Origin of the sequence: Levilactobacillus koreensis JCM 16448, assembly GCF_001435525.1 — a bacterium.
GTDB lineage: Bacteria > Bacillota > Bacilli > Lactobacillales > Lactobacillaceae > Levilactobacillus > Levilactobacillus koreensis.
The window spans coordinates 104525-129163 of record NZ_AZDP01000118.1; the positions used below are offsets into that span (position 1 = coordinate 104525).

Annotated in this window: 28 protein-coding genes; 7 read left to right on the plus strand and 21 right to left on the minus strand. The window is 49.0% G+C overall.

All coding sequences use genetic code 11. The annotated features are described in order from the left end of the window. The first annotated feature begins 64 nt into the window (after positions 1–64). Positions 65–859, plus strand: coding sequence for a lp_1002 family arylesterase (locus FC99_RS11615; RefSeq protein ID WP_048735437.1), 795 nt, complete (start codon positions 65–67; stop codon positions 857–859). Between the two features lie 384 nt (positions 860–1243). On the opposite strand, the gene FC99_RS11625 is transcribed toward FC99_RS11615, so the two are convergent. The 9 genes from FC99_RS11625 to FC99_RS11665 all read right to left on the minus strand — a co-directional run bounded on the left by FC99_RS11625 (position 1244) and on the right by FC99_RS11665 (position 9553). Next, entirely contained in the window at positions 1244–1912 is a 669-nt protein-coding gene (locus tag FC99_RS11625) for a phosphatase PAP2 family protein (protein ID WP_048735432.1), read from the minus strand. Positions 1913–2020: 108 nt separating this feature from the next. After that, on the minus strand, positions 2021–2470 hold the full coding sequence (locus FC99_RS11630; RefSeq protein WP_048735429.1) for a threonine/serine exporter family protein: 450 nt from the start codon (positions 2468–2470) through the stop codon (positions 2021–2023). A 13-nt stretch (positions 2471–2483) separates the two neighbouring features. Beyond that, positions 2484–3269 carry a threonine/serine exporter family protein gene (locus FC99_RS11635; RefSeq protein ID WP_420324053.1) on the minus strand — a complete coding sequence of 262 codons (786 nt, stop codon included), beginning with the start codon at positions 3267–3269 and terminating at the stop codon, positions 2484–2486. Positions 3270–3428: 159 nt separating this feature from the next. Further along, a complete protein-coding gene (locus FC99_RS11640) occupies positions 3429–4076 on the minus strand; it encodes a metal-dependent transcriptional regulator (protein ID WP_048735424.1) in 648 nt (215 codons plus the stop codon). Between the two features lie 163 nt (positions 4077–4239). Beyond that, the gene (locus tag FC99_RS11645) at positions 4240–5136 is read right to left on the minus strand and encodes a cation diffusion facilitator family transporter (RefSeq protein ID WP_048735422.1); all 897 of its coding nucleotides are present in this window, start codon (positions 5134–5136) and stop codon (positions 4240–4242) included. 204 nt (positions 5137–5340) lie between these two features. Then, positions 5341–5904, minus strand: a complete 564-nt coding sequence (locus FC99_RS11650; protein WP_048735419.1) for a GNAT family N-acetyltransferase — start codon at positions 5902–5904, stop codon at positions 5341–5343. A gap of 612 nt (positions 5905–6516) precedes the next feature. Further along, positions 6517–7812: an arsenic transporter gene (locus tag FC99_RS11655; protein WP_048735415.1), complete on the minus strand. Its 1296-nt coding sequence runs from the start codon at positions 7810–7812 to the stop codon at positions 6517–6519. Between the two features lie 77 nt (positions 7813–7889). Continuing rightward, positions 7890–8210 (minus strand): ArsR/SmtB family transcription factor, encoded by a 321-nt coding sequence (locus FC99_RS11660; RefSeq protein ID WP_048735412.1) that lies wholly within the window; start codon positions 8208–8210, stop codon positions 7890–7892. 902 nt (positions 8211–9112) lie between these two features. Continuing rightward, positions 9113–9553 carry a MerR family transcriptional regulator gene (locus FC99_RS11665; RefSeq protein WP_048735410.1) on the minus strand — a complete coding sequence of 147 codons (441 nt, stop codon included), beginning with the start codon at positions 9551–9553 and terminating at the stop codon, positions 9113–9115. A 222-nt stretch (positions 9554–9775) separates the two neighbouring features. Between FC99_RS11665 and FC99_RS11670 the strand changes: the two genes are divergently transcribed. Together FC99_RS11670 and FC99_RS11675 are read left to right on the plus strand one after the other, a co-directional pair. Beyond that, complete coding sequence (locus FC99_RS11670) at positions 9776–11275, plus strand: MDR family MFS transporter (RefSeq protein WP_048735407.1); 1500 nt, start codon at positions 9776–9778, stop codon at positions 11273–11275. Then, a complete protein-coding gene (locus FC99_RS11675) occupies positions 11275–11997 on the plus strand; it encodes a DUF4811 domain-containing protein (protein WP_048735405.1) in 723 nt (240 codons plus the stop codon). The genes FC99_RS11670 and FC99_RS11675 overlap by 1 nt, the downstream gene beginning before the upstream one ends. 679 nt (positions 11998–12676) lie before the next feature. On the opposite strand, the gene FC99_RS11680 is transcribed toward FC99_RS11675, so the two are convergent. Then, positions 12677–12916: a helix-turn-helix domain-containing protein gene (locus tag FC99_RS11680; protein WP_048735403.1), complete on the minus strand. Its 240-nt coding sequence runs from the start codon at positions 12914–12916 to the stop codon at positions 12677–12679. Positions 12917–13103: 187 nt separating this feature from the next. On the opposite strand from FC99_RS11680, the gene FC99_RS11685 reads away from it, so the two are divergent. From FC99_RS11685 to FC99_RS11695, 3 genes are all read left to right on the plus strand, one after another. Continuing rightward, positions 13104–13808 (plus strand): AzlC family ABC transporter permease, encoded by a 705-nt coding sequence (locus FC99_RS11685; protein WP_048735402.1) that lies wholly within the window; start codon positions 13104–13106, stop codon positions 13806–13808. Further along, positions 13799–14131, plus strand: coding sequence for an AzlD domain-containing protein (locus FC99_RS11690; RefSeq protein WP_048735399.1), 333 nt, complete (start codon positions 13799–13801; stop codon positions 14129–14131). Before FC99_RS11685 ends, FC99_RS11690 begins: the two co-directional genes overlap by 10 nt. 152 nt (positions 14132–14283) lie before the next feature. Then, a complete protein-coding gene (locus FC99_RS11695; protein ID WP_048735397.1) occupies positions 14284–14547 on the plus strand; it encodes a RelB in 264 nt (87 codons plus the stop codon). Between the two features lies 1 nt (position 14548). Here FC99_RS11695 and FC99_RS11700 read toward each other — a convergent pair whose 3' ends face one another. The 11 genes from FC99_RS11700 to FC99_RS11755 all read right to left on the minus strand — a co-directional run bounded on the left by FC99_RS11700 (position 14549) and on the right by FC99_RS11755 (position 23938). Next, entirely contained in the window at positions 14549–15250 is a 702-nt protein-coding gene (locus tag FC99_RS11700) for an ATP-binding cassette domain-containing protein (protein WP_048735394.1), read from the minus strand. A gap of 3 nt (positions 15251–15253) precedes the next feature. Further along, positions 15254–15979 (minus strand): hypothetical protein, encoded by a 726-nt coding sequence (locus FC99_RS11705; RefSeq protein ID WP_048735392.1) that lies wholly within the window; start codon positions 15977–15979, stop codon positions 15254–15256. A 196-nt stretch (positions 15980–16175) separates the two neighbouring features. Further along, a complete protein-coding gene (locus tag FC99_RS11710) occupies positions 16176–17450 on the minus strand; it encodes a uracil-xanthine permease family protein (RefSeq protein WP_048735389.1) in 1275 nt (424 codons plus the stop codon). Positions 17451–17702: 252 nt separating this feature from the next. Then, the gene (locus tag FC99_RS11715; RefSeq protein ID WP_048735386.1) at positions 17703–18893 is read right to left on the minus strand and encodes an MFS transporter; all 1191 of its coding nucleotides are present in this window, start codon (positions 18891–18893) and stop codon (positions 17703–17705) included. Positions 18894–18924: 31 nt separating this feature from the next. Beyond that, positions 18925–19332, minus strand: a complete 408-nt coding sequence (locus tag FC99_RS11720; RefSeq protein WP_048735384.1) for a hypothetical protein — start codon at positions 19330–19332, stop codon at positions 18925–18927. 203 nt (positions 19333–19535) lie between these two features. Next, positions 19536–20054, minus strand: coding sequence for a GNAT family N-acetyltransferase (locus FC99_RS11725; RefSeq protein ID WP_048735382.1), 519 nt, complete (start codon positions 20052–20054; stop codon positions 19536–19538). Between the two features lie 15 nt (positions 20055–20069). Continuing rightward, positions 20070–20522: a MarR family winged helix-turn-helix transcriptional regulator gene (locus tag FC99_RS11730; protein ID WP_048735379.1), complete on the minus strand. Its 453-nt coding sequence runs from the start codon at positions 20520–20522 to the stop codon at positions 20070–20072. A gap of 629 nt (positions 20523–21151) precedes the next feature. Beyond that, positions 21152–21715 carry a GNAT family N-acetyltransferase gene (locus tag FC99_RS11740; RefSeq protein ID WP_048735376.1) on the minus strand — a complete coding sequence of 188 codons (564 nt, stop codon included), beginning with the start codon at positions 21713–21715 and terminating at the stop codon, positions 21152–21154. Positions 21716–21947: 232 nt separating this feature from the next. Then, entirely contained in the window at positions 21948–22703 is a 756-nt protein-coding gene (locus FC99_RS11745; protein ID WP_048735373.1) for a DUF1003 domain-containing protein, read from the minus strand. A gap of 5 nt (positions 22704–22708) precedes the next feature. Further along, the gene (locus tag FC99_RS11750) at positions 22709–23596 is read right to left on the minus strand and encodes an RluA family pseudouridine synthase (RefSeq protein ID WP_048735371.1); all 888 of its coding nucleotides are present in this window, start codon (positions 23594–23596) and stop codon (positions 22709–22711) included. Between the two features lie 24 nt (positions 23597–23620). Continuing rightward, positions 23621–23938 (minus strand): biotin/lipoyl attachment domain-containing protein, encoded by a 318-nt coding sequence (locus FC99_RS11755; protein WP_048735369.1) that lies wholly within the window; start codon positions 23936–23938, stop codon positions 23621–23623. A 238-nt stretch (positions 23939–24176) separates the two neighbouring features. Between FC99_RS11755 and FC99_RS11760 the strand changes: the two genes are divergently transcribed. Beyond that, positions 24177–24401, plus strand: coding sequence for a hypothetical protein (locus FC99_RS11760; RefSeq protein ID WP_048735366.1), 225 nt, complete (start codon positions 24177–24179; stop codon positions 24399–24401). Positions 24402–24639 lie beyond the last annotated feature (238 nt).

Here is a 24639-nt window from a genome sequence, read left to right on the forward strand (position 1 = left end):
CAAAAGCATTTTGCCTCACACGTGGTACAATGAACCTATTATAGCTTATCGGGAGGTTTCACACTTGAAAATTATCACTCAAGCACTCGCTAACGATTCTGCTGCCTATCTACAAGGCTACCTGCGTCATCCGCACGACGACACGGCCACTTATCCGGCCATGGTCATCGTTCCTGGCGGCTCGTACACGCATATCCCCGAGCAACAAGCGGAAGATTTGGCCCTGGCTTGGTTCGCCAAGGGCTACCAGGCTTTCTTTCTTCGCTACTCGTTCACTGGAGAATGTCAGCCCCTTCTGCCGACGCCGGTCGTTGAGCTTGCAAAAAGCCTGGCACTGATTCGGGCCAACGCTAAGGATTGGCAAATTGATTCGGCTAACATTACCGTTGCCGGATTCTCCGTTGGTGGTCACATCGTCGCGCTCTTCAACGACTCTTGGAACGACCCCCAGTTCAATCAGCTAGCCGACACGACGCCGGCACAGATCAAGCCACACGCCATTATTCTGGGCTACCCGGTCATTACACCGGCTGCCGGTTTTCCTAACGATGATACGACTCTCGCCGAATGGACCGACGACTCGGCTAAAATTGCCGCCGACAAACTGGTCACCGATGACAACGTACCAACCTTCGTCTGGGTCACGGCCGCCGATCCGCTGGTTCCCGTGCAAAACGCGCTCGCTTACGTTCAGGCTTCACTTGCCCACAACGTCGACACGGAACTCCACATGTTCCATGCTGGGCCACACGGATTGGCTTTGGCCAACGATGTGACGGCTTGGCGGGAAGGGACCGACTTGCCCCACGTCGCCCACTGGCTAGACCTCGCCACCGAATGGCTAGCCGAACTAAAATAGTTGGTAAATTGGCTCTAACTGGTCGCACTGCGGCTGCTGGGGATTGCGCCTGCTGGGGGGACGCTTCAGCCTGGAAGACCACCAGTCTTCTCGCTCGCTTTTAAGCCGCAAGATCACGCGTCTTAAAAGTCGCCCATCGTGGTAGCTGACAGCTACCACGATTTCCACGGCTGGCTCCATCCCCAGCTTCCTCCGGCTAAGTTAGATTTTTCCCGCAACATGGTTATTCTCAAAGCTAGCCTTTACCGTATAGGTCAGTCCTAACTTGCAGAACTCATCTAAAGTTAGCGAGAGCCTTTTTTACTCAGACTATGAAAACTTAATTCCAAACCAAAAGACATGCGCCCTTCCCTTAATCGGAATAGCACATGCCTTTTTTAGACCTTAAATTTCTGACTTCTTTAAGAATGGCCAGCCCTGCATGACTGGTGCCAATCTGATGTAGATACCTTGCGCAATCTGTAGCCATAAGTAAGCTAATAGGACCGCCCCAATCGTATCGGTTGGGAAGTGCGCGTTGAGGTAGACCCGTGAGATCATCACTAGCCCCATCCAAATGATTAAGATAACGCGGACGATCCAGGCCTTCCAGCTGGCACTGATCATTGGAATCAAGATCAACCAGATCATGGCCACCAAGAGAAATGTCCCAAAAACATGTCCACTCGGGAAACTATAGCCATCGTCAATAGCTAAGTGGGCTGTGGGCCGGGCACGCTTAACCACATTTTTAACCAATGCGGCAATGACATCCCCACCAGCTAGTGTGGTCAGGCACCACAGGGCAGGAATCTTGAACTTGAAGCCCCACAGCAGGAATGCGAGAATCAACACCCAAATAATAGCTAATTTTGGCTCTGCGAGACTCGTCACGCCCCGGTAAAGTAATGTCTTCCACTCTGGCTGATTCTTTTGAATCACGTCAACAATCGACGAATCTAAGAACTCCACGTAGGCATTCTGCGCTTGTATGTAAAATGCAACAATTAAAAACAGTACCGTTGCTAGGCCAAACTTCCACGGCCGGTCACGGTCCCGATTGAATAACATCATGATTTTAATTCCTTTCATCAGACCTGATTCTGGGAAAACCCCTAGCAATGAGTATACCACCCCACTCCCAGATTGCTAGGTTCCCCAGCCTTAAGAATTTCCTAAAGACTACCGTCGGTGCCGCCAAACCCGTCGCTGTACCCGGTTGACTACCTCTGACAGCAAGAACCCAAAGGCAATAGCTCCCGAGATCATCACGACCTGTAACAGGTAGTTAAACGCCGTATCGTTCTGACCCAACGCAAAGTTCTTGACCATTTGATAGGCCTGACCACCGGGCACCAGGGGCACAATCGCTGGAATATTAAAGAGAATCATCGGCATCTTCTTAAATTTAGCCGCCTGCAGTGACGCGACCCCAATCGCGACCGCGCCCAGCAAATTACCAACGACATAGCCACCGCCTCCGAGCACCGTGAAGCGATACAGAAGGTAGCCCAGCACGCCGATCCACCCACCAACGTTTAACGCCCGCCGGGGAATGTTGATCAGAATACCAAAGGCCAGCGTGGCCACATAGGTTCCCGCGACCTCCACTAAAAATTGTACGACCGTCATCCGCGTCGCCTCCCTACATGAATTGTAAAATCATGGCGATGCCAAAGCCGATGGCCGCCGCACTCACTAGGGCTTCCACACCCCGCGCCGGTCCACTAACCAAATTACCCGCTAAAATATCTCTGACCGAGTTGGTAATCGGGACCCCCGGCACCAGTGGCATGACGCTCCCAATGATGATGTCATCGACACTGTTACCAAGCCCCATGTGGACCCCCAGAACCGCCAACACGCCAATTGCGGCGGCTGCGGCGAATTCCGACAAGAAACGAATCTGGATAAACTTGCTCAATAGATAGTACACCAGCCAGCCCAGCATCCCCACCACACAGGTGATCCAGAAGTCTGGCAAATTGTGCCGGAAAACGACCTCTAGTGGCCCACTGACCAACGCGGCGGCCAACAGCTGTAGCCAAAATGGGAAGTAGCGACTAACGCTGTCCAAGTGGTCTAAGCGATTCGAAAACTGTTGCAGGTCAATCTTATGGTCCGCATATTGCCGCGACAGGTCATTGACCACCGCGATTTTTTCCAGGTCGAACGTTCGCCGCTTGACCGGTTCGATCTGCGCGCCGACCTCGCCATTGATGGCCATCAAGATTCCCGTGATCATCACAAATAGTTGACTTGTCTGGGCCCCCGCATTGTGGGCGATTCGCGTCATAGTATCCTCGACCCGCTCAATTTCCGATCCATTTTCAATCATGATCCGGCCAGCAGTGAGCGCCGTGTGGAGGATCAGCTGATCCCGTTTCTTCTGACTACTCATCCCGTCTTTCCCTTCTCTCAGCAACGGCATGGCCTCCCGGACAGACCACACTTTTTTATCATTATACGGCACTTCACTCACCGGGAAAATACAAAATCAGTGTTCCTATCAAAATTAAAATAATCGACCGGAAATTCTCAGACTAATAAAGGCACACAACCATTGTTCGATTGTGTGCCCGAGCTTAATCTATTTGACAAAAATGTAATGTGCCGCCTTGTAACTCACAATGAGTTCGGCATCGTCCGTCAGGTTCTGCACCGTCACGGGACCCTCAAATGGGTCATGCTTCAAAATCTTCAGTTGGTCCCCAATGTCTAGCTTGAGGTCGCCCAGGTAGGTCAACAGGTCATGATTATCAATGAACCGGTCGACCGTCACCACTGAACCGTCCTCGGCTTCATTTAAGACCGTGTGACTATCTTCGTGATAGTGACCGTAGCGATCGGGAATAACCCCACCGTTAGGACAGTGCGTGGGGTGACCCAGCATGTCATCCAGTGAATTCACCAACTTGGCACTCGTCACGTGTTCCAAGACCTCAGCCTCGTCATGAACGTCGGGTAAATCATAGTCGAGTTTTTCGACCAGAAAGTCCTCCCAGATCCGGTGTTTACGCACCAAATCTTCCGCCAACCGAATTCCCTTATTGGTGAGCGAAATACCGGCATACGGCGTGTGTTCAGCCAGTCCTTCCGCCGACATCTTGTTGACCATTTCGGTCACGGACCCGGCAGCAATATTTAAGCTGATGGCGATTTGCTTGTTGGAAACCTTTTTCTGCTTACCACCCAGCTCAAAAATAATTTTTAAATAATCCTCCTTCATCGGAGTCATCACTGTTCACCTCATCTAGAATGTGTGTTGCCAATTCACCGCTACCAAACCAACGATAGCGTTTCAAAACTTCATTAACATTTTTACTGCTTAATGCTCTAATTTTACCACAGACTAGCCGGAAAATACCCCGAAAAAGGAGTCAATCACCAGGTTGACTAAATTAGCTGTGCCGCCAATCATTTTGCTGATAAAAAAGCGACTCATCTTCCCCACGATGACATTCGGCCTGAATCGTGACGTGATTAACGTTGTATTTCTGACAGAGCAAGGCCTCAATCTGCCGGTAAATTGGCTCAATCTCGCTGATAGGGACATTGTCCATGTTGACGTGCATCGACACCACAATGTTGTTCTCATCGATCTGCCAAGCGTGCAGGTGATGGACCCCTTCCACCTCGGGCAAGGCACAGATATCCCTGGCGATGCCCTCAAAGTCCAAGTCCGGTGAGGCCTCCATCAAGATGCCAAAGGTCTGTTTCACAATCGGTAGCGACTCGTAGCAGATGTACAGCGCAACTAAAATTGTAATCGTGGGATCAACCCAGCTGACCTGCCAAATGGTGATCAGTAAAGCCCCCACAATGACTCCAACGGAAGCCAGGGCGTCACTCAATAAATGAAGGTAGGTCGCCCGAATGTTCAGGTTGTGTTTCGACCCGCGGTTCAAGAGGACCGTGGATAACAGATTGGCCAGAAAACTCACGACTGCGACCAGCAGCATGATATCCCCTTTGACCGGTTCCGGATGCAACAAGCGTCGTACGGCTTCGCCCGCCAAGATCAGCGAGATCACAATCAGCACGCCAGAATTTAACAGCGCCGCCAAAATTTCCGCCCGCCGGTAACCAAACGTATTGGTCCGTGTCTGCTGGCGGCCACCAATTCTGTGAGCCGCGTAGCTCAGCACAATGGAGAGTGCGTCCCCCAAGTTATGGAAGGCATCCGACAGCAGCGACAGACTACCTGATAATAAACCACCTAATAATTCAAATATCGTAATAATAACATTTAACACTGTGACCAGTAAGAACCGACCACCGGATAAACTCTTTTCCAATCACACCGCCTCCGCATCTAACTTCTCCCCCCATTATCGCAGAGTTTAGGGGGAATGAAAAGTCGGGTTCCGGCTAACCTGACATTTTTTCTATGCGCAGGCAGTCACTTCACCCACCAAAAAGGATCGACTCCGCGTGAAAACGGAACCGATCCTACTATGAGTAGTGCATTTAATTCAGCGGCCTTAAGTCATGACGCCTGATTATTTCACAATTTCTGTGTGAACGACATGCGCCGGTTTAACGTTGGCAGTCAATCGTTCGTAGGCGTAATCTTTGGTGCCCTTAAGTCCAGCGGCTTCTAAATCGATCATCCCAGTTTCGGTGAAGCCATTCTTTTTAATCACGTGTTGCATTGCCATGTTTTGTGGATGCGTGTCGATCCGGATACTCTCGATGTTTTGTGCGTGGTCGATCTGAGCAAACAACCGTTGGAACAGTTCGCCTGCCAGACCACGGCCACGATGGTGACTCGACACTGCTACACGGTGAATTGCCAGGTATGGTGCCTGCACAGTCAGCCACTGGCCATCGATCTGTTTATACGTGGGGTCCTCCCCCGGAATAATGGCAGCAGTCCCCAAAATTTCGTTGTTTTCTTCCAAGACGACCGTCCATCCTTGGTGAATGTCGTCGACTAGGACCGCCGTGTTCGGGTACGCCCCTTGCCATTGGTCAATTGCTTGGGCCGCCAATAACTCACGGCCATCGCGAATAATCGATTCAATTTGTGGTAAGTCAGCCATAGTAGCTTGTCGTAACAGCATGTGTAACACCATCCTTTTTGTTTTTGGTTTAAAGCGATTTTGTTATCTTAACACGTTCGCGTCAGATTTCAACGAAATAGATTACTTTTTTGCATTATTTTTTTGAAAAGGTGGTGAAAGCTTGTTGGCATTGGAGTTAGCGTGTAGCTGTAGTTCTAATTTTTCATTCATTTTCTTAAGCTGTTTTCATAAAATACGTGAGTTTGTGAACAAGTTGTTGGGGCGTCCAGCCGGTGCTTAACCTCCACTATTGACAATTTATCTAACAAAAAGAGTGTAGGACGAAATGTGGTTAGTCAATGCGTACTAACGTCGATAGCCAACCAATTCCGGTTTCTGATCGTTTGGCTATCGATGTTAAGTAGAATTGGTCGCCCGTTTTCAGCAATATAAGTTTGGGGATGCTAAAAAGGGCCTGGAGTTTTATCCCAGACCCGATTTTTCTTTACAGTAGCAGATCAAACATAACCATTCGCGAGTTTTAAGACCCGGCGACAGGTTCTCACCGTTCTAGCCCCTATCTGCTGGCCGGATTCCAGCCCACCTAATTCTTTACCAATATCGCTGCTATGTCAGGTTTGGCTAATCTTTTGCGACTTTCAATCTTAAAATCTAGTGGAAAATAGATAATGAGAGATATAGGCCTAACAACGTTACCAGCAGAACCGGTAGCGTCACCGTGATTCCAATTTTAAAATAAGTCCCCCATTTAATTTTTATTCCCTTCTGATCCAACACGTGTAACCAAACTAACGTTGCCAACGACCCAATCGGTGTAATCTTGGGTCCTAAATCGGAACCCACCACGTTAGCCAGAACTAAACTCTTATGTAAGAGGCCGACCGTATTACTGTCCTGAATCGATAGCGCATTAATCATAACTGTTGGCATATTATTCATTACGGACGAAAGGAAGGCCGCCAAGTATCCCATCCCTAACGTAGCGCCTAACCTTCCCCAATGAGCCATCTGTTGGATAGCACTTGCTAAGATACTGGTTAACCCGGCGTTCTGAAGACCGTATACCACGACGTACATTCCGATGGAAAACACCACAATATTCCATGGGGCGCCCTTAACGGCAGCCTTGGCATCAATCTGAGGACTGCGTTGCGCTAAGACTAAGAAAATCGCAGCAATTGGTAACGCAATCAATGACACTGGCGTCTTCAGAAAACTACTCAAAAAGTAGCCAACCAGCAAAGTAGCCAACACAACCCATGACAAATGGAACAACCGTAAATCCTTAATCACGCTTTGTGGCTCAGGCAGGTGCCGCCCTTCAAACTCCTTTGGGATTGCCTTTCGGAAATACAAATATAAGATCAGAATGCTTGCCCCTAAAGAAAAAAGATCAGGTAACCACATTCGCAGTGCATACTCAGAGAATGATAGTCCAAAAAAGTCTGCCGATACAATATTCACTAGGTTACTTACCACCAGCGGCAAAGATGTTGCATCCGCAATAAATCCACTCGCTATGATAAACGGGAGAATTTTTCGATCATCAAACTTCAAGGCTCGAACCATCGATAAAACAATTGGCGTTAAAATCAAAGCTGCACCGTCGTTAGCAAAGAGGGCGGCCACCACAGCCCCCAAAACAGCAATCAGAACAAACATTGTTACCCCTTTGCCGTGCGCCAAACGCGCCATATGTAAAGCAGCCCACTCAAAGAAACCAATCTGATCTAAAATTAGTGAAATCAAAATGATTGCGACAAAAGACAATGTGGCATTCCAGACAATCCCAGTAACCGTTCCAACGTCCTTAAACGAAACAACGCCAAACAATAGCGCTAAAATAGCACCGCCCGTGGCAGACCACCCAATCGATAATCCCCGCGGTTGCCAAATAACCAATATTAGTGTCGCAATAAAAATCAAACTTGACCAAATAACTAGCACAGAACTCCACCTACGACCTTCAAATTATAATTTGAATCCATTCCATCAAAATTAGATAATAAGGTAATTTGATTTGTCTAGTCAGGCCTAGAACAACTCGAATCACTGTGACACACACACTCATGACTGTCCCGCAACAGCTGCTTGATAAACTCAGGAAACTCAGTTGTAAATTCCGGCAGCAGTGTATAGTACTGCCAACGCCCCTTCTTAACAGCGCTGACAATTCCGGCAGTCTGGAGAACTTTCATATGATGAGAAAGCGTTGGCTGCGTAAAGTCAAAATTCTCTAAAATCTCACAGGCACACAATGTCCCACAGGATAACAAATCAATAATTTTAAGTCGGTTTTCATCAGCCATTGCCTTAATGACTTGAGCATACGCTGCATAGTTCAATATTTTCCCTCCTCAATATATAGATACTCGTCTATGTATCAAAGCATAGATAAGTATCTATATAAAGTCAAGAGCAATTTGATAGCTGTTTAGTGATATTCTCCTTTGGTAAATTTACCGCTGGTTTAGATTGACTGGTTTGGTGCTTATCTGCTGATATTCCGGTCCTGGCGGCTTCTGAAACGTGCGCCGCAGGACAGCTCCATCCGTTTAACCCCAATAAGTACCGGATTGCATTGACCCTTCAATTTTTACTGGTTTAGACCGTTCGGCTTGGCTTTTATCTGCTGATATTCCGGTCCTGGCGGCTTTTGAAACGTGCGCCACGAGGCAGGTTCCTGCGCTTAACCTTGGTTCAATGATGACCTCGGCCTTTAACTACCTATTGTTTTAGACCGTTTGGCTTGGTTTTTATCTGCTTATACTCTGGTCCTGGCGGCTTCCGAAACGAGTTCCACGAGGCAGGTTCCTGCGCTTAACCCCGGTTCAGCAATGACCCAAAATCGGGGTCATCACTGAGCCGACGTTAATGCTCAGAACCTAAACGCCTCGCTCCACTCTCTTATACACAAAAAGACCCACCCCAGAACTTTCTAAACTGGGGTGGATCATACGGGGGCGGTGACAGGCGAGCGAAAAATCAAAACACTTTAATTTTCCAAAAACACGTCGTTTTAGTTTCACGATTGCTTACGCTGACATCAGCCAGCGTAGTCCATGCGCAAGATAAACGCGCTATTACTCTTGGTTATTCGCCTGGTTTCACAACACGTCAACAACATGATTGACCACCAATCCAGCCAGAAGATCGATTGGCATCGAAAGTTTTTTCTGCCCACCACGAAAAGTTCTCCCGTGACTTCAGGTTACCATTGTTACCGTCGATACACAACGAAATCGCCCTAATTCATGGCGTCAATCAGCTTAAACTGCCACTTGTTATCCGTGCGTTGTGCGATTAGGTGCTTCCCCGGTTCTGGATCGAACGGTCCCATGTCAATTTCAGCTTGCTCGTCCGTGACCGTCATCCCCTCGAAACGGTTCTCGAAGAAGGAACGCAATGTGTCAAAATAGTCGTCCCTTCTTTTCGCTTGCTTCGCTGCCCCAACTAACGTGTAGCCATTGTCCAGAAAGCTCTTGATCTGTTCAACCTTAATAACCGTCTTATAGGAAAACTTACGATTTTTACTTCCATTAACGACCTCACTGCGAATATACCCCTTACTCTCCCAATACCGAATCTGACTTTGCGACACGCCCGTTGCGGCGGCCACATCCCCAATGCCAAAGATTAAATTCTCAATTGGAATCTTTTTTAAAAGCGCTTTTTGCTCTTCATTCATACCGCTGTCCGCCACCTCTCCCATTTTACTAACAAATCTCTAAATACCAGTTTACTCACAATGAAAGCGTTTGTGAATTTTGTTAGTTCTTCTAAGCTTCGTGTTCACTTTTCTCTAACTAGTATAGATAAAATAAAAGGTATGTCAAGCTAGTTGACAAAATCGTTTAATCTGCGTATAGTTGTTTCAGAATTAATTTTATGGACAAAGAGGGAATTTATATTGGGAACTGCAATTGATACCAACGGGAAGTCCTACAGTCGGACACTGCTCGTCGTTCTCCTATTAGTGGGGACTTTCTGTACGGTTTTGAACCAAACTATTTTAAGTACCGCCTACCCAACCTTGATGAAAGCCTTTGACGTCTCGACGTCAACCGTTCAATGGTTAACCACTGGGTTCTTGCTGGTCAACGGGATCATGATTCCCATTAGTGCCTGGTTACTGAGTACCATCAGCTCGAAATGGCTGTACATCGGTGCCATGTCAACCTTCTTGCTTGGGACTGTCCTTTGTTGGTCAGCCATTAGCTTTCCAATGTTACTGATTGGTCGGCTAATCCAAGCCGTTGGGGTCGGGGTTTCCATGCCTTTACTGCAAACACTGATGCTGACCATCTTCCCTGCTAACAAACGGGGAACTGCCATGGGACTTGCCGGAATCGTCATCGGTCTGGCACCTGCCATTGGGCCGACCTTGTCCGGGTGGGTCATTGACAACTGGACTTGGCGGGACCTCTTCGGGATGATCATCCCAATCGTCGCCGTCGTGGTTATCGCTAGCTTCTGGATCATGCATAGTGTTCTGGAAACGCGCAAGGAACCTTTGGACCTGATCTCCGTGGTCTTATCCACGATTGGTTTTGGGAGCATGCTTTACGGGTTCTCCTCCGTTGGTGATGACGGTTGGGGCAGTACCCTCGTGCTTTCTACGTTAGCCATCGGGTTTGTTTTCGTTGGCCTCTTCGTTTGGCGTCAACTGACGATGGACAACCCATTCTTGAATTTCCGGGTGTACAAATCAAAAGAATTTACCGTTTCCGCCATCCTGAGTTCCGTGGTCAACATGGCCATGGTCGGGGTTGAAATGGTCATTCCCCTTTACCTCCAAATGGTTAAAGGAATGTCTGCTTTCCACTCAGGACTGACGCTGTTAGCCGGAGCCTTGATGATGGGGATCATGAGTCCCATTACTGGTCGGGCCTTTGACCGCTTTGGCGCCAAGCGCTTGGCCATCATGGGGATGTTCCTCCTGACGATTGGGACCTTGCCCTTCGTTTGGATCACGAAGGACACGTCGACGGTCTACATCGTCTTGCTCTACGCCTTACGGATGTTCGGGATTGCCATGGTCATGATGCCGGCAACGACTGCTGGGATGAACGCCTTACCACTGAACATGATTTCTCACGGGACCGCCGTTAACAACACGCAACGGCAAGTCGCCAGTTCTGTCGGGACTGCGATTCTGATCAGTGTGCTGACCAACGTGACGAAGGGGCAGATGCCTGCTAAGCACGTCTTGACCACGAACCCCCTGAGCTACGCAAATGGTGCCATTAACGCCACCTTGTCCGGTTATCACGCTGCCTTCTGGATTGCCGTTGGCTTCTGTGTGATTGCCCTGGTCGTCGCCTTCTTCATGAAGGGCAGCCACCGCTCCGTTCATTTAGCTGACGAGGATTCTGCAGTCGCAAAGACGACGCAAGGAGGTGCCGCATAATGATTATTTTTTCACTGATTATCTGTGCTGTTCTGTCCTTCATCTTCTTCGTTTACATTGAAAATAAGCCGCTGAGTAACACGTTGACCGCGATCGCCGTAGTTGGCTTATTGGCAAGCATCTTCTTCATGGTTAAAAATGACCATGATCACCTGGGGATGCACAACGTCACAACCACTTCATCGCGCACCATTTACTCCGCGTCGCCTTCTAAGCAGACGCCCATGATGGTTTATCAACCAATTGGTACGGCGGATAAACACCAGGTCTACGTTTATAAGACCAGCGCAAACGCCAAGAAGGCCACCCACACGTCCGCCAAGGTCACTACCAAAAATGTGGTCAAACGGACGACGGGTGAGAACCGTATTGTGACGAAGAAAGTTTACCGGGAATACAAGAATGGCATGAGCAGTTTCTGGTTCGGCCTTTCCGGTAACGGTCATAAGTACGTGAAGGAAACCAACACGATTTACATCAACAAGAACTGGACAGTCTTAAGTGCCGCCCAGGCCAAAAAGTTACAAAAACTGGCTGGTTCTAAGAGCTACCAAGCTAAGCAAAAGGCCGCTGCAATGGCCTACGTCAAGCAGCAAGTCATGGCAGCGATGAAAAAGAATCCAACCATGTCAGCCGCTGAACAAAAACAGGTTACCCAACAAGCAACCGCTACCTACCAAGCCCAAGCAATGAAGCAATTGATTGCCCAGGTCAAGAAGTAGTCTGCATCAAAAAGAACAGATAACATCGTCCTGCGAAGCGCGTCTGCGACCATCGTAAAGGGGGATTCACCCGCAACGTGATGTTGTGTGGTGAATCCCCCTTTTTGGTTTGAATAGCTGTTGTGATTGAGCATGAATTGCCGCGCTCCGGTTGCCAGGGATTCCGCCTGCTGTGGGGACGCTTCAGCCTGGAAGAGCACCAGTCTTCTCGCTCGTTTTTAAGCCACGAAAACCACGTGTCTTAAAAGTCGCCCATCCTGTTAGCTAGCCAGCGGCCAGCTAACAGGATTACCACGGCTGGCTACATCCCTGACCTCCTCCGGCTCTGATTGTGTTCTACACAGTAACAATCGTTGGGGGCCTACATCCCATACGTCTGGCGGTTATGATAGTCCAACCAATAACGACTCCTACAATCAATCTGTAAATACCGTGTAAGCCGAGAGGTCGCCAGATATGGGCTCAGGCGCGTCGTCCTACTTGGTCGGCGCTCCTTGCCGGCTTAGTAGAAGACCAATCTTGTAGACTCGTGTTCTTCGAGGCTTCAAGTTGCGTCCGCACCGTTCCAGCCCATATCTGGCGGCCGGTAAGGCGAAGTCAAACTGTATTAAAAAAGCAGCTCACGGACTAGCTTCCGCCGAGCTGCTTAGTGGTACATTTTACCGATTCATTACCTTAACTAGTTCACCTGAGTTAATTGCGTTTGTCCCTTACGACAACGTGGCAATAACCCGGATAAGTCGTCTAAAGACGTTCCGTTTTCCTGAAAACATTGAATCATATCGATCCAGTACAGATCGGACTCATCAAACTCTGTTGCAGAGTGAGCCTCCCCTAACAAGCCGTTCTTAACGTAAGCTTCAATGTTGCTGGCGTCGACGTGTGCGGCCGCAGCCAGTTCAGTCAAGTTCATCTTCATCGCCCATACCCTCGCTTTCATCTTTTATCAATGAGAGTATCATACAACCGTCTTTACCGAAATGCAACCTTTTCTCTTAACAATTTTTGATGGCAAAATTTACAATTAAATTACACGTTTACGCCGTTCCTCGACAGGGCTAAAATGGAAGTTAAAACTAAATTAGAATTCAGAAAGGAAGTTAGTCATGGGTCCTTCACTCACCTTCAGGGCCGGCGTCCACGACGTCCTCCCCACGGTCTTTGGCTACATCGGGGTGGGCCTGGCTTTCGGCATTGTGGCTCACACCAGCCACCTTAGTTTATTAGTCGTTGCCGGCCTCTCATTTATCGTCTACGCCGGGTCCGCACAATTCATTATTACCAGCATGCTTCTATTACATGACCCGCTTTCTGCCATTTTTATTTCGACTTTCTTGGTCAATTCTCGAATGATTTTAATGAGTACCAGTCTCGCTCAATATTTCCGGCATGAATCGTTGACCCGCAACCTTTTAATTGGATCCTTGGTCACGGACGAAACCTTTGCATTAGCCATGAACAAACAGAACAAAACCAATGGCAAATTAAGCTTTGCGTGGCAATCCGCCGCAAACGTCGTCGCCTACCTGGTTTGGGGCATTGCGACCATTGTGGGGGCGGTCTTGGGTGGTCTGATCACTAATCCCGAACGTTTCGGCTTTGATTTCGCCCTGACTGCCATGTTCATTGGCCTCGTCTACCTTCAGTTGATCAGTGACCGTCATTTAGGCTTGTCCTTACAGCTAATGGTCATGCTCTTCGTGGCCCTAGTCTATTACTTTATGATTGGTATCATGAGCCAGAACTTTGCGTTACTCGTCGCCACCGTGACGGGCTGCCTTTTTGGAATGGAGATGAAAAAATGTCGATGAGCTTAACTGAACTCTGGACGATTCTCGGGTGTGGTCTAGTCACGATTATATCGCGGGCCCTACCATTTGCCTTCGTTAAATCGCTGACCATGCCGGCGTGGCTGATCAACTTTCTGTCCTTCGTTCCGATCACCATTATGACCGCGCTGTGCTGTCAGAGCCTGTTTATCGCCAACCCGGGACACTTAGCGACTCTCAACGTGGCCAACTGTCTCGCGGCAATTCCAGCAACCATTGCGGGCGTGCTGACGAAGAGCCTGCTGATGGTCGTAGTGGTCGGCATCATGGCGATGGCAGTGCTTCGCTACTTTTCGATTGGGTAAGAAACACACAAAAGTTAACACCAAATAGCCCATTCCCAGATACCAAAGGGAGTGGGCTATTTGCAACTACTTGTCAGTCCAACTTTAGTTGCAAACATTGCCGGAAAATAATCATTCTGGCGTATGATGGTAAAAACTAGGAGGCGAGCTAAATGAGCACTGATGTCAAAAATAAAATCGTTTCAACGCGGGTATCATCCGACACTTATGCGCGGGCTAAAAACAATTTAAAAATACAGGGATTAACTATTCCCGAATACACTCGCTTATCTTTAGCCAAGGCGGCGAATAGTGATGTAGACTGTTTAGATTTTTCTGAAACAACGATCGCCAAAAAAGAAGCTGAAACCGGCCAAGTATCAACTATTGGATCATTAGCTGAATTTAGTGATTGGCTAGACAGCTTAACACATTGATTTAATACTCCGAAAAGTCATATATAAACGGGAGCTCTTGAGAAAATTCCCTATCAATAAAATCCTGACCTCTGAGCTCTGAAACAATCTTTCCCTGATTTAAAACGGAAACAAAAGAATCAGGGACTAGACGAATATCCCGAACATCATGGGTGACAATCAAAAAAGTTTGTTGTTTCAGTCTTTCTTCGATTAAATCAAAGAGTTGCTTCACATTTCTCCGGTCAATATACGCAGATGGTTCGTCTAAAACGACAAACTCCTTTTGGGACTGAAGGAATAAATACAACTGTAGTAGCTTTTCCTCACCACCCGATAAGTCGTTATACTTTTTATGCCACACGTGTTTGAGAAATGAAAGCACCCTTTCATCTACCCTGTTCTCCAAGAATCCAAGATCTATGTGAGAATTCAAAAAAACATTGCCTAAAATAAACCTGGTGATTTCGGAACAACGAACGGTCCCTAGTAACGGCAAATATTGGGTAATATACAGATAGTTATTGTTAGTGGGACCAACGACTCGGCCCGCTGCCTTGCCTAACCGCGTATTCAAAGTCAACGCATCTATTAGCGTACTCTTGCCAGACCCATTTGGCCCAATCACAAAATTAACGGCATTTTCGCGGACCTTGTAGTTAACTTGGTTGAGTGCCAATGATGCTTCGTGTTGATAGGCATATGAGTAATCCTTTAGCTCCATGACTTAGCCTCTTTCCACTGGCGACGCATTGACCAGCCTCAGAATGAATCTACTGAAGATAAAGCTGAGAATAAGCGCCGTCAAATACCCCAAAGAAGGTAAAATCCTTGGCAATACAAGTAACCGGTAACAGAATACGAGAAAATTAATGGGATTTGACCATAAAGGAAGATGGAAGAATTTTGACGCACTGAAAGCTAAAAAGAAGGCAATCGCAAAGCAAATGTAATTGACCACGACCAATACTTTAGCATTTATTGGCAGTAAAATTAAAAACTGAAAAATATTGGCTAAAACAAAGTACGTCATGGCACTTGCAATCAAAAGCGTACCGAAAACGAAGACAATATTGATATGATAAAGAATGGCACATACCAACGAAATGAGCAAGATTTCGGCGCATTGCATAGCAAACCAGATAAGCTGCTTGCTGAAGGTAAAAACTGACAGCGAGGTCACCAATGTCTTGTATTGCTTTAAGTAGCCCTGTTCTCGCAGTGTAACGACATCAGAATTCGCCGTAATGGCATTGCTGAAGGTCAAGAACCCAATCCAAGGTAGAATTGTATTCAATGTTGCCGCTGAACTTGAATGCGTTGCAATTGATAGATTCGGTATGATCATTATCAGGGGAAGTAAAATACTATATCCCAGAAAAACCCATTGTGTCGTCTGAACCTTCAAAAAATATCGAAACATGATGATGAGTTCGTTTGTAAAAACTTTCATTTCGTTCACCTCGTAAGGGCCAATTTAAACCAGTTCCCTGAATAAGAATATCCAAGCCACTCGAATAAGTTATGTGTCTAACTAACGCAGTTGTCGCAGGGCCATCACGTTTTAAACAATACACCACGAAAAATAGCCGCTAACATCTCAACGAGATTAGCGACTATTTTTAATATGTGCCTACTTGATGATCAAGCTAATCATCCTGCGGCAGTACCAGATTCAACACGATTCCTAGCACGGCGGCGACCGCTAACCCGGAGAACTCGTATTGGCCGACCTTAAGATAGGCGTTGCCAATCCCAATAACCAAGATGGCCGAAGCAATCATCAGGTTGCGTTTCTTGTTAAAGTCCACGTGTTTTTCAATCAGAATGCGCATCCCACTCGACGCAATCACTCCAAACAGGAGGAAGCTGATACCACCAATAACGGGGTTGGGAATGCTTTCAATCAAGGCGCTTAACTTACCCACGAAACTAAAGATGATGGCGAAGACCGCCGCCCCAATCAAGACGTAAACACTATGAACCCGCGTAATCGCCAGCACACCCACATTTTCACCGTAGGACGTTACCGGTGGACCACCGACAAAACTCGCGATGATCGATGCTAGCCCATCCCCCGCCAGTGTGTGGTGCAGGCCGGGGTCTTCGAAGAAGTTACGGTGCGTCAGCTCATTTAGCACCGTGATGTGGCCAATATGCTCGGTCATCGTGACAAACGCAATCGGTGCAAGACTGACGATGGCCCCCCAATAGAAGTGGAGCGGATAACTGAGAATTGGCACTTCAAAGTTGGGCAGTGAGAACCACGCCGCCGTCATGACCGGCTTGAAATCGACCAGTCCTGCTAGAGCTGCAATCAAATAACCCGCAACGATGCCCAGTAGAATCGGCACCAGTGACAGAAAGCCGCGCAAATACAGGTTAAACCCAACCGTCAGGAGCAGCGTTGCCATGGCGACTGCGAAGAATTGCCAGTGATAGGTTCCCTGACTGTCCACCGTGGCCTTCTGAGCAGCACTCCCCGCCAACGAAAGACCAATCACCATGACCATTGGCCCCACGACGATTGGGGGTAAGGCCTTGTTGATCCAGTCCGACCCGACCAGCGCCACAATCAAGGCAACAATCAAATACACCGCCCCAACCGCCAGCGTTCCTTGGGCGATGCCCGGATACCCGGTCGTCTTCATTAAAGCCACCATCGGCACGATAAAGGAAAAGCTGGACCCCATGTACGCCGGAATCTTTCCGCGCGTGATCAATATGTACATCAAGGTTCCCACACCAGAACTAAACAACGCGATGCCGGGATTTAAGCCCACCAAAATGGGAACTAACACCGTTGACCCAAACATCGAAAATAAATGTTGGAGCGACAACCCGAACCATTTTCCCCAGCTCGGCCGTTCCCAGATGTCGATCAGGGCATCCGGATTGCGGTAGCGTGATGGTGCTTCTTTCATAAACAAAGACCTCCAGTCGTGAGATAGAAAAAGCGCGCCCGTCTCCCGTAAGGAAACGTGCGCGCCCACTTCAAGCCTAGACTTAGCCCAGCATCTGCCGGAGGGTGCACCCTTAGTTGCCTCACGGGACAACGTTAAAGGAACCTATTGACCGTCTGTTCATCGGCTAAAATTCACCAATGACAAACGTTATTTTCAACTATTATACGGACTCGCTCACACCCGTGTCAACGCCTATTTCATTAATCGTCTCTAGCGGATTAGTCGTTGATACCAATGATTAATTAAGGCTAACCCTAACACCAAGAGACTGCCTATAATGACCAGTGTCCAGTTGGCGACCCAGTCCGTCACGAAGCCAAAGATAAAGCTCCCCAACGGCTGAAAGGCATCGATGGCCAGAAAGAGAATGCCAAACATCCGTCCCAGATAATCCGGAGCCGTTAAATTTTGGGTGATCGTAATTGCCCGAATCTCAAAACACGAGTAACAGAAGCCGAAAAGACCACTAGCCACCAAAAGGACCCAGTAGTCGGCCCACAGCCCAGCGACCAGTAGTGCTCCCGCTGCCAGCGCCAGGTCGGCGTAGTTCTGTTGACGGTTCGGCTCTCGTCGCGCCAACGTTAACCGCGCACCACCAAGGATTCCGCCCAACGCCAGCATGACCAGCAAATAACTATACTTCGCCGAGTCCCCACCATACAGATGGTTGACGTCATAGGGTAAGACCAGCCGGACCGCCGCGTACAATACGTTGATCAGGCCGCCGAGCACGATGGCCTCGACCAACTTCGGCCGTTGCCAAACGTAATGCCATCCCGTCAGCAAGCTCTCCTTAACCCCCAACTGCGATGCTTCGCCGGTCGGCTTTTGGTAGCGAATGCTGAGGTATAACAGAAATGATAATAGAAATGAGGTCCCATTTAGCAGTAAAAATCCCTGAAGATTCAACCAGTGTAAGGCGAGCAGACCCCCACCAATCAGGGGCGCACAGATATCTGCCAGGTCGATCAGCGTGTTGCTGACGGCGTTAAATCGTTGGCGCCCCGCTAGCGTGATCAGCTCAGGAATCATCGCCTTGGCTGCGGGCAGACTGAATGCCAGTCCCACATCCAAGATGACCGTCAACGTAATCAGTGGTGCCGCCGTGATGTGCAGCGGGTCCAGCCACCAGGCACAGGCCAAACAACCTAAGACGCTCAGTAGTTCGGCGCTGACCACGATCCGTTTCCGGTTAAAATTATCGACGACCACGCCACAGAGAAGGTCACCGAAGAACAAAACGACCCCGCCGATGGCTTGAATCACCCCCAGCAGCGCCGCGTTTCCCGTGGCTTGTACCACGAACCAATTTAGTCCAAAGAGATAGAGTGTGCTCCCAAGTCGCGAGATGAAGGGGGCCAGTAAGAGTGGCAGGTTAAATGCCTTAGTCGTTTGCTGCATCCGACCACCTCCATTTCGCCATCATTCGCAGTTAATCGACCATCCGCCAGTTACCTTCATCTGCTTTAGAAATATCATTCAAAAATTTCAAGACCCGCTTAGCCCGGTCCGGTTGCTGCTCGTTCAATAGGTTCAATCCCGCCCCGGTCACCATGGGCGCGCTCAGCCGAAAGTCACCATCAGCGGTTTCTCCGGTCGCAAAGGCCATCACGGTCTCACCAGACTCAATCTGGGTGGTTAAGAAGAACATCGTGAAGTCATCGTCTTCCTGCATGTAGGCGGGCATTGCCCAGATATCCGGCGCAATCTCTTGCATTTCACCAGTCTCAGTCCCGTCAAGAAACTTGAATTCCTTGTGGTTGGCTTGGGTCACTGGTGATTTGAGCACCAGCATCATCTTGGCAAATTCGTTGTCGCCTAATTGTATGTCGTCCTTCATCGGTTAATCCTCCTAAAATAGTTCCGTTGTTGCAATGGGTGTCTTAATTTAAACCACCAATTCCACATTGCAGAAACGTGTGCCAAAGGGCAGCCGATTCCGTTTAAACCTGATAACCAACCAATCCAAGGTCAGGATTACTTGGTTATCAGCCTTAATACTCGTCAGCTAATCGCCCTTTGGCACACTCTCGTTAGCAACCATTATACCAGCGTCTTCTCCAAAATTAAATCGCGTTGTGCGTCCGTCCCCAACTGAAAGACGTGGTCACCGACCTGTTGGAAGCCCAGCCGCTGATAAAACTTCTGGGCGGGCTCGTTATGTTCCCAAACGCCGAGCCAAATCGTCCGGCATCCCAGTTGTTTGGCCGTTGCGACAGCGTAATCGTAAAATTGCCGACCGAGTCCCTGCCGTTTAAACGCTGGCAAGATGTAGATGCGCTCAATCTCCAAAGTGGCTGACCCCCGGTGCTCCGATTGGCTGGCCCCCCAATTTAACTTTAGGTAGCCCGCCACCTGGCCATCAGCCAAAATAAACTCAAACCGTGTCGTCGGTTGCTGCATCTCCTGGGTCAACTGCGCATCGCTATAAGCTGTATCTAAATATTCTGCCAAGTCTGCCGGCGTGTTGGCTGCGCCGAAGGTATCGGCAAAAGTGGCCCGACTAACTCGCTGTAGCGTTTCCAAATCCGCCAAGGTACACGATTTAATTTTTCCTGTCATTTCCAGTAGCTCCCTTTAATAGTGTCGTTGTTCACCATGCTTCACAGCGTCCCAACTGGCCGCAACGTTTTGATCGACGCGTTGCAGGTACTTGGCCAACTGGTTGGCCTCCGCCTCCGAGAATCCTTGTAAGGCAATGCCGTTTGAATAGTCATTCTCTCGCTTGACCAGGGGATAAATCTGTTCGCCCTGCGCCGTCACGAATAGCCGTTTAATTTTCTTATTTTCGTCGTCCGCCCGCTTTTCCAACAGCCCGGCTTGGGTCAGCTTCTGCACAGCCCGTGCCGCCGAGGTCCGATCGACCCGTAAGAGTTCCGCGAGCCGTTCCAAAATAATTCCGGGATGCTCGGCCACCCGCGCCAAGTATAAATACTGTCCCTTTGTCAACGCCACCCGCTGAAACTCCCGGTTGGCAATGGCGTCCAGCGCCCGCGAGATTCCACCGATGGGTCGCAATATCTCAGCCATTTGTCGATTCCCTCTTCCATGTTAAATAGTAGTTTAAAACAATTATGCTGTATTTGCAACAAAAAATGTGCTGATGTTGCTATTTTCGCCTTACCGGCCGTCAAATACGGGCTGGAACGGTGCGGATACAACTTGAAGCCTAAAAAAAACCGAGGCTACAAGGTTAGTCTTCTGCTAAACTGACGGAGGACCACCGTCAACTTAGCAGAACGACGCGCCTGAATCCATATTTGCCGATCTTTCGGCTTACACAGTATTTCTTCGACGGCAAGGAAGCTGAGCGTAAAATGCGTTATCAGTCGGCCAGAAAATTCAGAGGACAGGTAGACTTTAATAACCGTTGTGGTAGAGTGCAATCAGAGCCGGAGGATGCCAGGGATGTAGCCAGCTGTGTCGACGATGTTTGTCGGGGTTCTTTCCCGACTTACATCGTGAGACGACCTGAGAGACACGCGGCCTTCGTGGCTTTCAGGCGAGCCGGAAGCCCGCTTCACAGGCTGGAGGCGTTCCCCACAGCAGGCGGAATCCCTGGCAGCCGCAGTGCGGCCATTTCACATCAATTTATCAAGGTAAACAAAAAGTGTGCCCAAAACGACGAATCGTTCTAAGGCACACCATTTCAGTTCAGTTTAATTTGCGATGCGGACTGGTTGCCCAATCTCAAGTTGCATGTGGTAGTAATTGTGGTCACCAATCATTTGGGTCCCGGTAACTTCGTAGCCCATGCGCTCGTAAAGCTTCATGGCGCCGGGATTTTCGAAGTCGACGTTCAACCCAATGACCGACTGGCGGTCGCGCTGGGCATAAACGGGTAAGGCCCGCAATAGCTGACGACCGATTCCCTTGCCCTGATGATCTGGTGAGACGGCTAACGAATCCAAATACCACTCGCCCGGTGCGGTTTCCGAATCAGCCTCTAACGGTTCATCGAACGCCGCACTCTTGGCGGTTAGCCGGGTAATTACATCTTCCACGATGTCTTCTTTTTCGCCGGGGTAGCCGAACGCAACCCCAACAACTTGGCCATTGGCCTCGGCCACCACCGTGGTTGCCGCACCGGACAAGTAAGTCCGGGTACGGTATGCCGCCGTGATGACCTTCAATAAGTCGGGGCCAGGTACGTCCTCGAGGTCGGTCAATTCCATCTCGTCGTAAATCAAGTTCATCAACGGTGCTATCTGAGGGGCATCCATTGGTCGAGCTTCACGAATTATCACAAAAAATCCTCCATTTCTAGTACTTTCACTAGAGTAACGGAGGATTGAAAATTTGTCAAAGGATTTGCAGGGTCACCCGCACAACCTCAACGTGTTCATGGTCAATGGCTCACATCTCAACGCACTTATCTTGCTGAAACGTGTCCTGCGGCGCGCTGGCCAAAGACTAGACCAACAACAAATAAAACGCCAGCAGTTATCCAAGTTCTCATTGATGAGGCTCCCTTCGTGACGTCGACTCCGGAGATTTAGCTTCCCGCAATTCGGCGAGTTCTTGACGAATTTCACCTAAAATTTCTAACTGAAACCGCTCGATTTCCATGGTATGAGGCACCTGATTCTGCGCCAAGTGATCGACCTTAGCGTGTAGTAACCGCAGTTCGTGCTCGGCCTTTAAATTGACATGATAGTCATTTTCGGCCATCATCCGGTCACGGTCTGCAGAACGGTTCTGACTCATCATGATGATGGGCGCCTGAATCGCTGCCACACAGCTCAATACTAAATTTAACAGAATGAAGGGATAGTTGTCAAAGTTGACCCCAAATAAGTGGAGCCCATTGACGATCATCCAACCAATCAAGACGAACATGAAAACAAAGATAAAGCCCCAAGACCCACCGAAGCGGGCAACGTCATCCGAGACCTTTTGCCCAAATGTTAGGCTCTCTTTCAAGCTGTCGTTGACGTCGATAATGTCGTAATCATCGCTCTGTAGTGCCTTTGTCAGTTTATGATTGATTTTTTTCGTTTGCTTAAGGTCGGCGTTGATCATCGCATCGACGTGATCTAGCCGGTACTTTAACAGATGATGCCCGCAAATGTAATCGCTAGGCTTACTCTGCGGATAATCGCGCTTAATGCGATTACGCAACCCCACATCTAGCTCGGCCAACTGAAGACTGGTCTCAAGCGAAATGGGCTCACCGTCTACCAAACAGCCTAGATGTTCCTCGTCTGCCACTGTGCTCACTCCTCGTTCAAGGTTTGAATCATTGCCTGCCAATCAGCAGGAACGGTACTGGTAAAATGCCGTTGTTCGTGCGTAAATGGATCTTCAAATGCCAGCGTATGGGCGTGTAAGGCCTGCCGCGTCATTCCCCCAAGCTGGGGGCCCCCGTACAGCTCATCCCCCACTAATGGATGGCCTAAGTACGTAAAGTGGGCGCGAATCTGGTGCGTCCGGCCCGTATGTAGCTGGACTTCGACTAGCGTGGCATTCGACCAGCGCTGTTGAACCCAGTACTCCGTTTTTGCTGGCTTTCCTTCTGGTGAGACCATTTGGTTAAAACCGGCCGGATCACTCGCCAACGGTTGGTCAATGATGCCATGGTCGGCCTTAAGTTGCCCACTCACCACCGCTAAATAGCGTTTCTGAACCTGATGGGCAGCCTGCAACTGACTAGCTAGACTATTTGCTAACCGGTGCCGAGCAATCCACACGACACCGCTAGTGAAGCGGTCGAGACGCGTGACGATGTGTGGCACTAAGTTTTCGGCATCTTCATCCAGCCAATACCCTTTGACCCGGTTCACTAAGGTATCCGTCCGATTCGCGGGCCCCGGAACCACGTTGAGCCCCGCCGGTTTGTCCACAATCAACCAGTCGCGATTTTCAAACAACACGGCTAATGGACCGTGACTGACAGCGACCGCGTCGTCCGCCGCCTCTGCTGGGAGGGTGACGGCAACCTGATCATTGACCTGTAAGGTGACGGCCGGCGTCACCACGGTACCATTAACGCGAATCGTCCCATCACGTTTCAAATCACTAAAGACGCGATGACTGACTCCCTGCGTGTTGAGAAACTTCTTAAGGCTTGTTACCGGCTGTGTTACCTGCCAGGTCAATTCCATACCGTCTTGCTCCTTTTCGATCCATTAGTCATCGACCAGATCAACCATCCAGTCGAGATCATCATTTCGATTATTCAGACGTTCCGGATGGGCAACGAGATCCGTATTCACAGCGGCGATCCGTCCCGCAAATGGTGAACGTAACGTGAGCTCCTCTTTTTCGCCATGCACGATCACTAACGGTGTTCCCAATTTGACTTGACCACTGGTCTTTTGCCACGTAATCTTGGTCACTGGCCCTACTAGTTCACGGCCATCATCCGCAAAACCAATGCGGACGACCCCCTCTGCGTTGGGCGTTAACCATAAGGCATCCGCACTTGCTTCAATTCGATCAATCATGCTCGTCACCCCTATCGTCTATTTTGTTTGCTGGTCTTTCTGGCAACTCCGCTCACACTTATGCTATAACATGCACACCGAGCGTGAGGTATCTCTTGCCGAAATTGTTCTGGTAACTTACAAACTACCAGTAACTGTCCCTAACCATCATTTTAACATAGGCCCTAAATTCGCGGGAGTCATTTCACCCTTTCCCCTAGCAAATCAGTATAATTAGTTGAATAAAGGGGGAGATTCTATGATGACGGCAAATCTATTGACCGGGTCATTTATTCTAGTGGCGGGGATCGCACTACTTATTTTTCTGTTCGTTAAATTAATTCCAAAAGCAAAACGTGACACGGATACAACTGCACTCCTAACAGTTTTCGTCGTGGTCGCCGTGTTCCTCGTGGGCATGGGCGGCTGGGTCAGTCTGATGGGACTGGGCCATTTCAGCGGTGCTATGGGGTGTTGGCTATAATGGTGTCCAACCCACAAAAGCTTCACGGCCTAAATTGACCGTGAAGCTTTTAATTTCTATACACAAATACCGGTAATCAGGCTATCTAAAGGTTGCAAGATAAAATACCTGTCTCGCCCCAGTATTGGCAAGGATTCGCGCCATCAAGATAGTGTGAAATTGCCGCACTCCGGCTGACAGGGATTTCGCCTGCTGTGGGGACGCTTCAGACTGGAAAATCACCAGTCTTCTCGCTCGC

Excerpts from the sequence above, each read along its gene's own strand:
- FC99_RS11725 (WP_048735382.1), bottom strand. The coding sequence starts at position 20,054 with ATGACAGGAAAAATTAAATCGTGTACCTTGGCGGATTTGGAAACGCTA.
- FC99_RS11675 (WP_048735405.1), top strand. The coding sequence starts at position 11,275 with ATGATTATTTTTTCACTGATTATCTGTGCTGTTCTGTCCTTCATCTTC.
- FC99_RS11680 (WP_048735403.1), bottom strand. The coding sequence starts at position 12,916 with ATGAAGATGAACTTGACTGAACTGGCTGCGGCCGCACACGTCGACGCC.
- FC99_RS11730 (WP_048735379.1), bottom strand. The coding sequence starts at position 20,522 with ATGGCTGAGATATTGCGACCCATCGGTGGAATCTCGCGGGCGCTGGAC.
- FC99_RS11625 (WP_048735432.1), bottom strand. The coding sequence starts at position 1,912 with ATGATGTTATTCAATCGGGACCGTGACCGGCCGTGGAAGTTTGGCCTA.
- FC99_RS11750 (WP_048735371.1), bottom strand. The coding sequence starts at position 23,596 with ATGGAATTGACCTGGCAGGTAACACAGCCGGTAACAAGCCTTAAGAAG.
- FC99_RS11685 (WP_048735402.1), top strand. The coding sequence starts at position 13,104 with ATGGGTCCTTCACTCACCTTCAGGGCCGGCGTCCACGACGTCCTCCCC.
- FC99_RS11650 (WP_048735419.1), bottom strand. The coding sequence starts at position 5,904 with ATGCTGTTACGACAAGCTACTATGGCTGACTTACCACAAATTGAATCG.
- FC99_RS11665 (WP_048735410.1), bottom strand. The coding sequence starts at position 9,553 with ATGAATGAAGAGCAAAAAGCGCTTTTAAAAAAGATTCCAATTGAGAAT.
- FC99_RS11630 (WP_048735429.1), bottom strand. The coding sequence starts at position 2,470 with ATGACGGTCGTACAATTTTTAGTGGAGGTCGCGGGAACCTATGTGGCC.
- FC99_RS11640 (WP_048735424.1), bottom strand. The coding sequence starts at position 4,076 with ATGACTCCGATGAAGGAGGATTATTTAAAAATTATTTTTGAGCTGGGT.
- FC99_RS11755 (WP_048735369.1), bottom strand. The coding sequence starts at position 23,938 with ATGATTGATCGAATTGAAGCAAGTGCGGATGCCTTATGGTTAACGCCC.
- FC99_RS11705 (WP_048735392.1), bottom strand. The coding sequence starts at position 15,979 with ATGAAAGTTTTTACAAACGAACTCATCATCATGTTTCGATATTTTTTG.
- FC99_RS11760 (WP_048735366.1), top strand. The coding sequence starts at position 24,177 with ATGATGACGGCAAATCTATTGACCGGGTCATTTATTCTAGTGGCGGGG.
- FC99_RS11635 (WP_420324053.1), bottom strand. The coding sequence starts at position 3,269 with ATGCCGTTGCTGAGAGAAGGGAAAGACGGGATGAGTAGTCAGAAGAAA.
- FC99_RS11715 (WP_048735386.1), bottom strand. The coding sequence starts at position 18,893 with ATGCAGCAAACGACTAAGGCATTTAACCTGCCACTCTTACTGGCCCCC.
- FC99_RS11690 (WP_048735399.1), top strand. The coding sequence starts at position 13,799 with ATGTCGATGAGCTTAACTGAACTCTGGACGATTCTCGGGTGTGGTCTA.
- FC99_RS11740 (WP_048735376.1), bottom strand. The coding sequence starts at position 21,715 with ATGGATGCCCCTCAGATAGCACCGTTGATGAACTTGATTTACGACGAG.
- FC99_RS11710 (WP_048735389.1), bottom strand. The coding sequence starts at position 17,450 with ATGAAAGAAGCACCATCACGCTACCGCAATCCGGATGCCCTGATCGAC.
- FC99_RS11720 (WP_048735384.1), bottom strand. The coding sequence starts at position 19,332 with ATGAAGGACGACATACAATTAGGCGACAACGAATTTGCCAAGATGATG.
- FC99_RS11695 (WP_048735397.1), top strand. The coding sequence starts at position 14,284 with ATGAGCACTGATGTCAAAAATAAAATCGTTTCAACGCGGGTATCATCC.
- FC99_RS11700 (WP_048735394.1), bottom strand. The coding sequence starts at position 15,250 with ATGGAGCTAAAGGATTACTCATATGCCTATCAACACGAAGCATCATTG.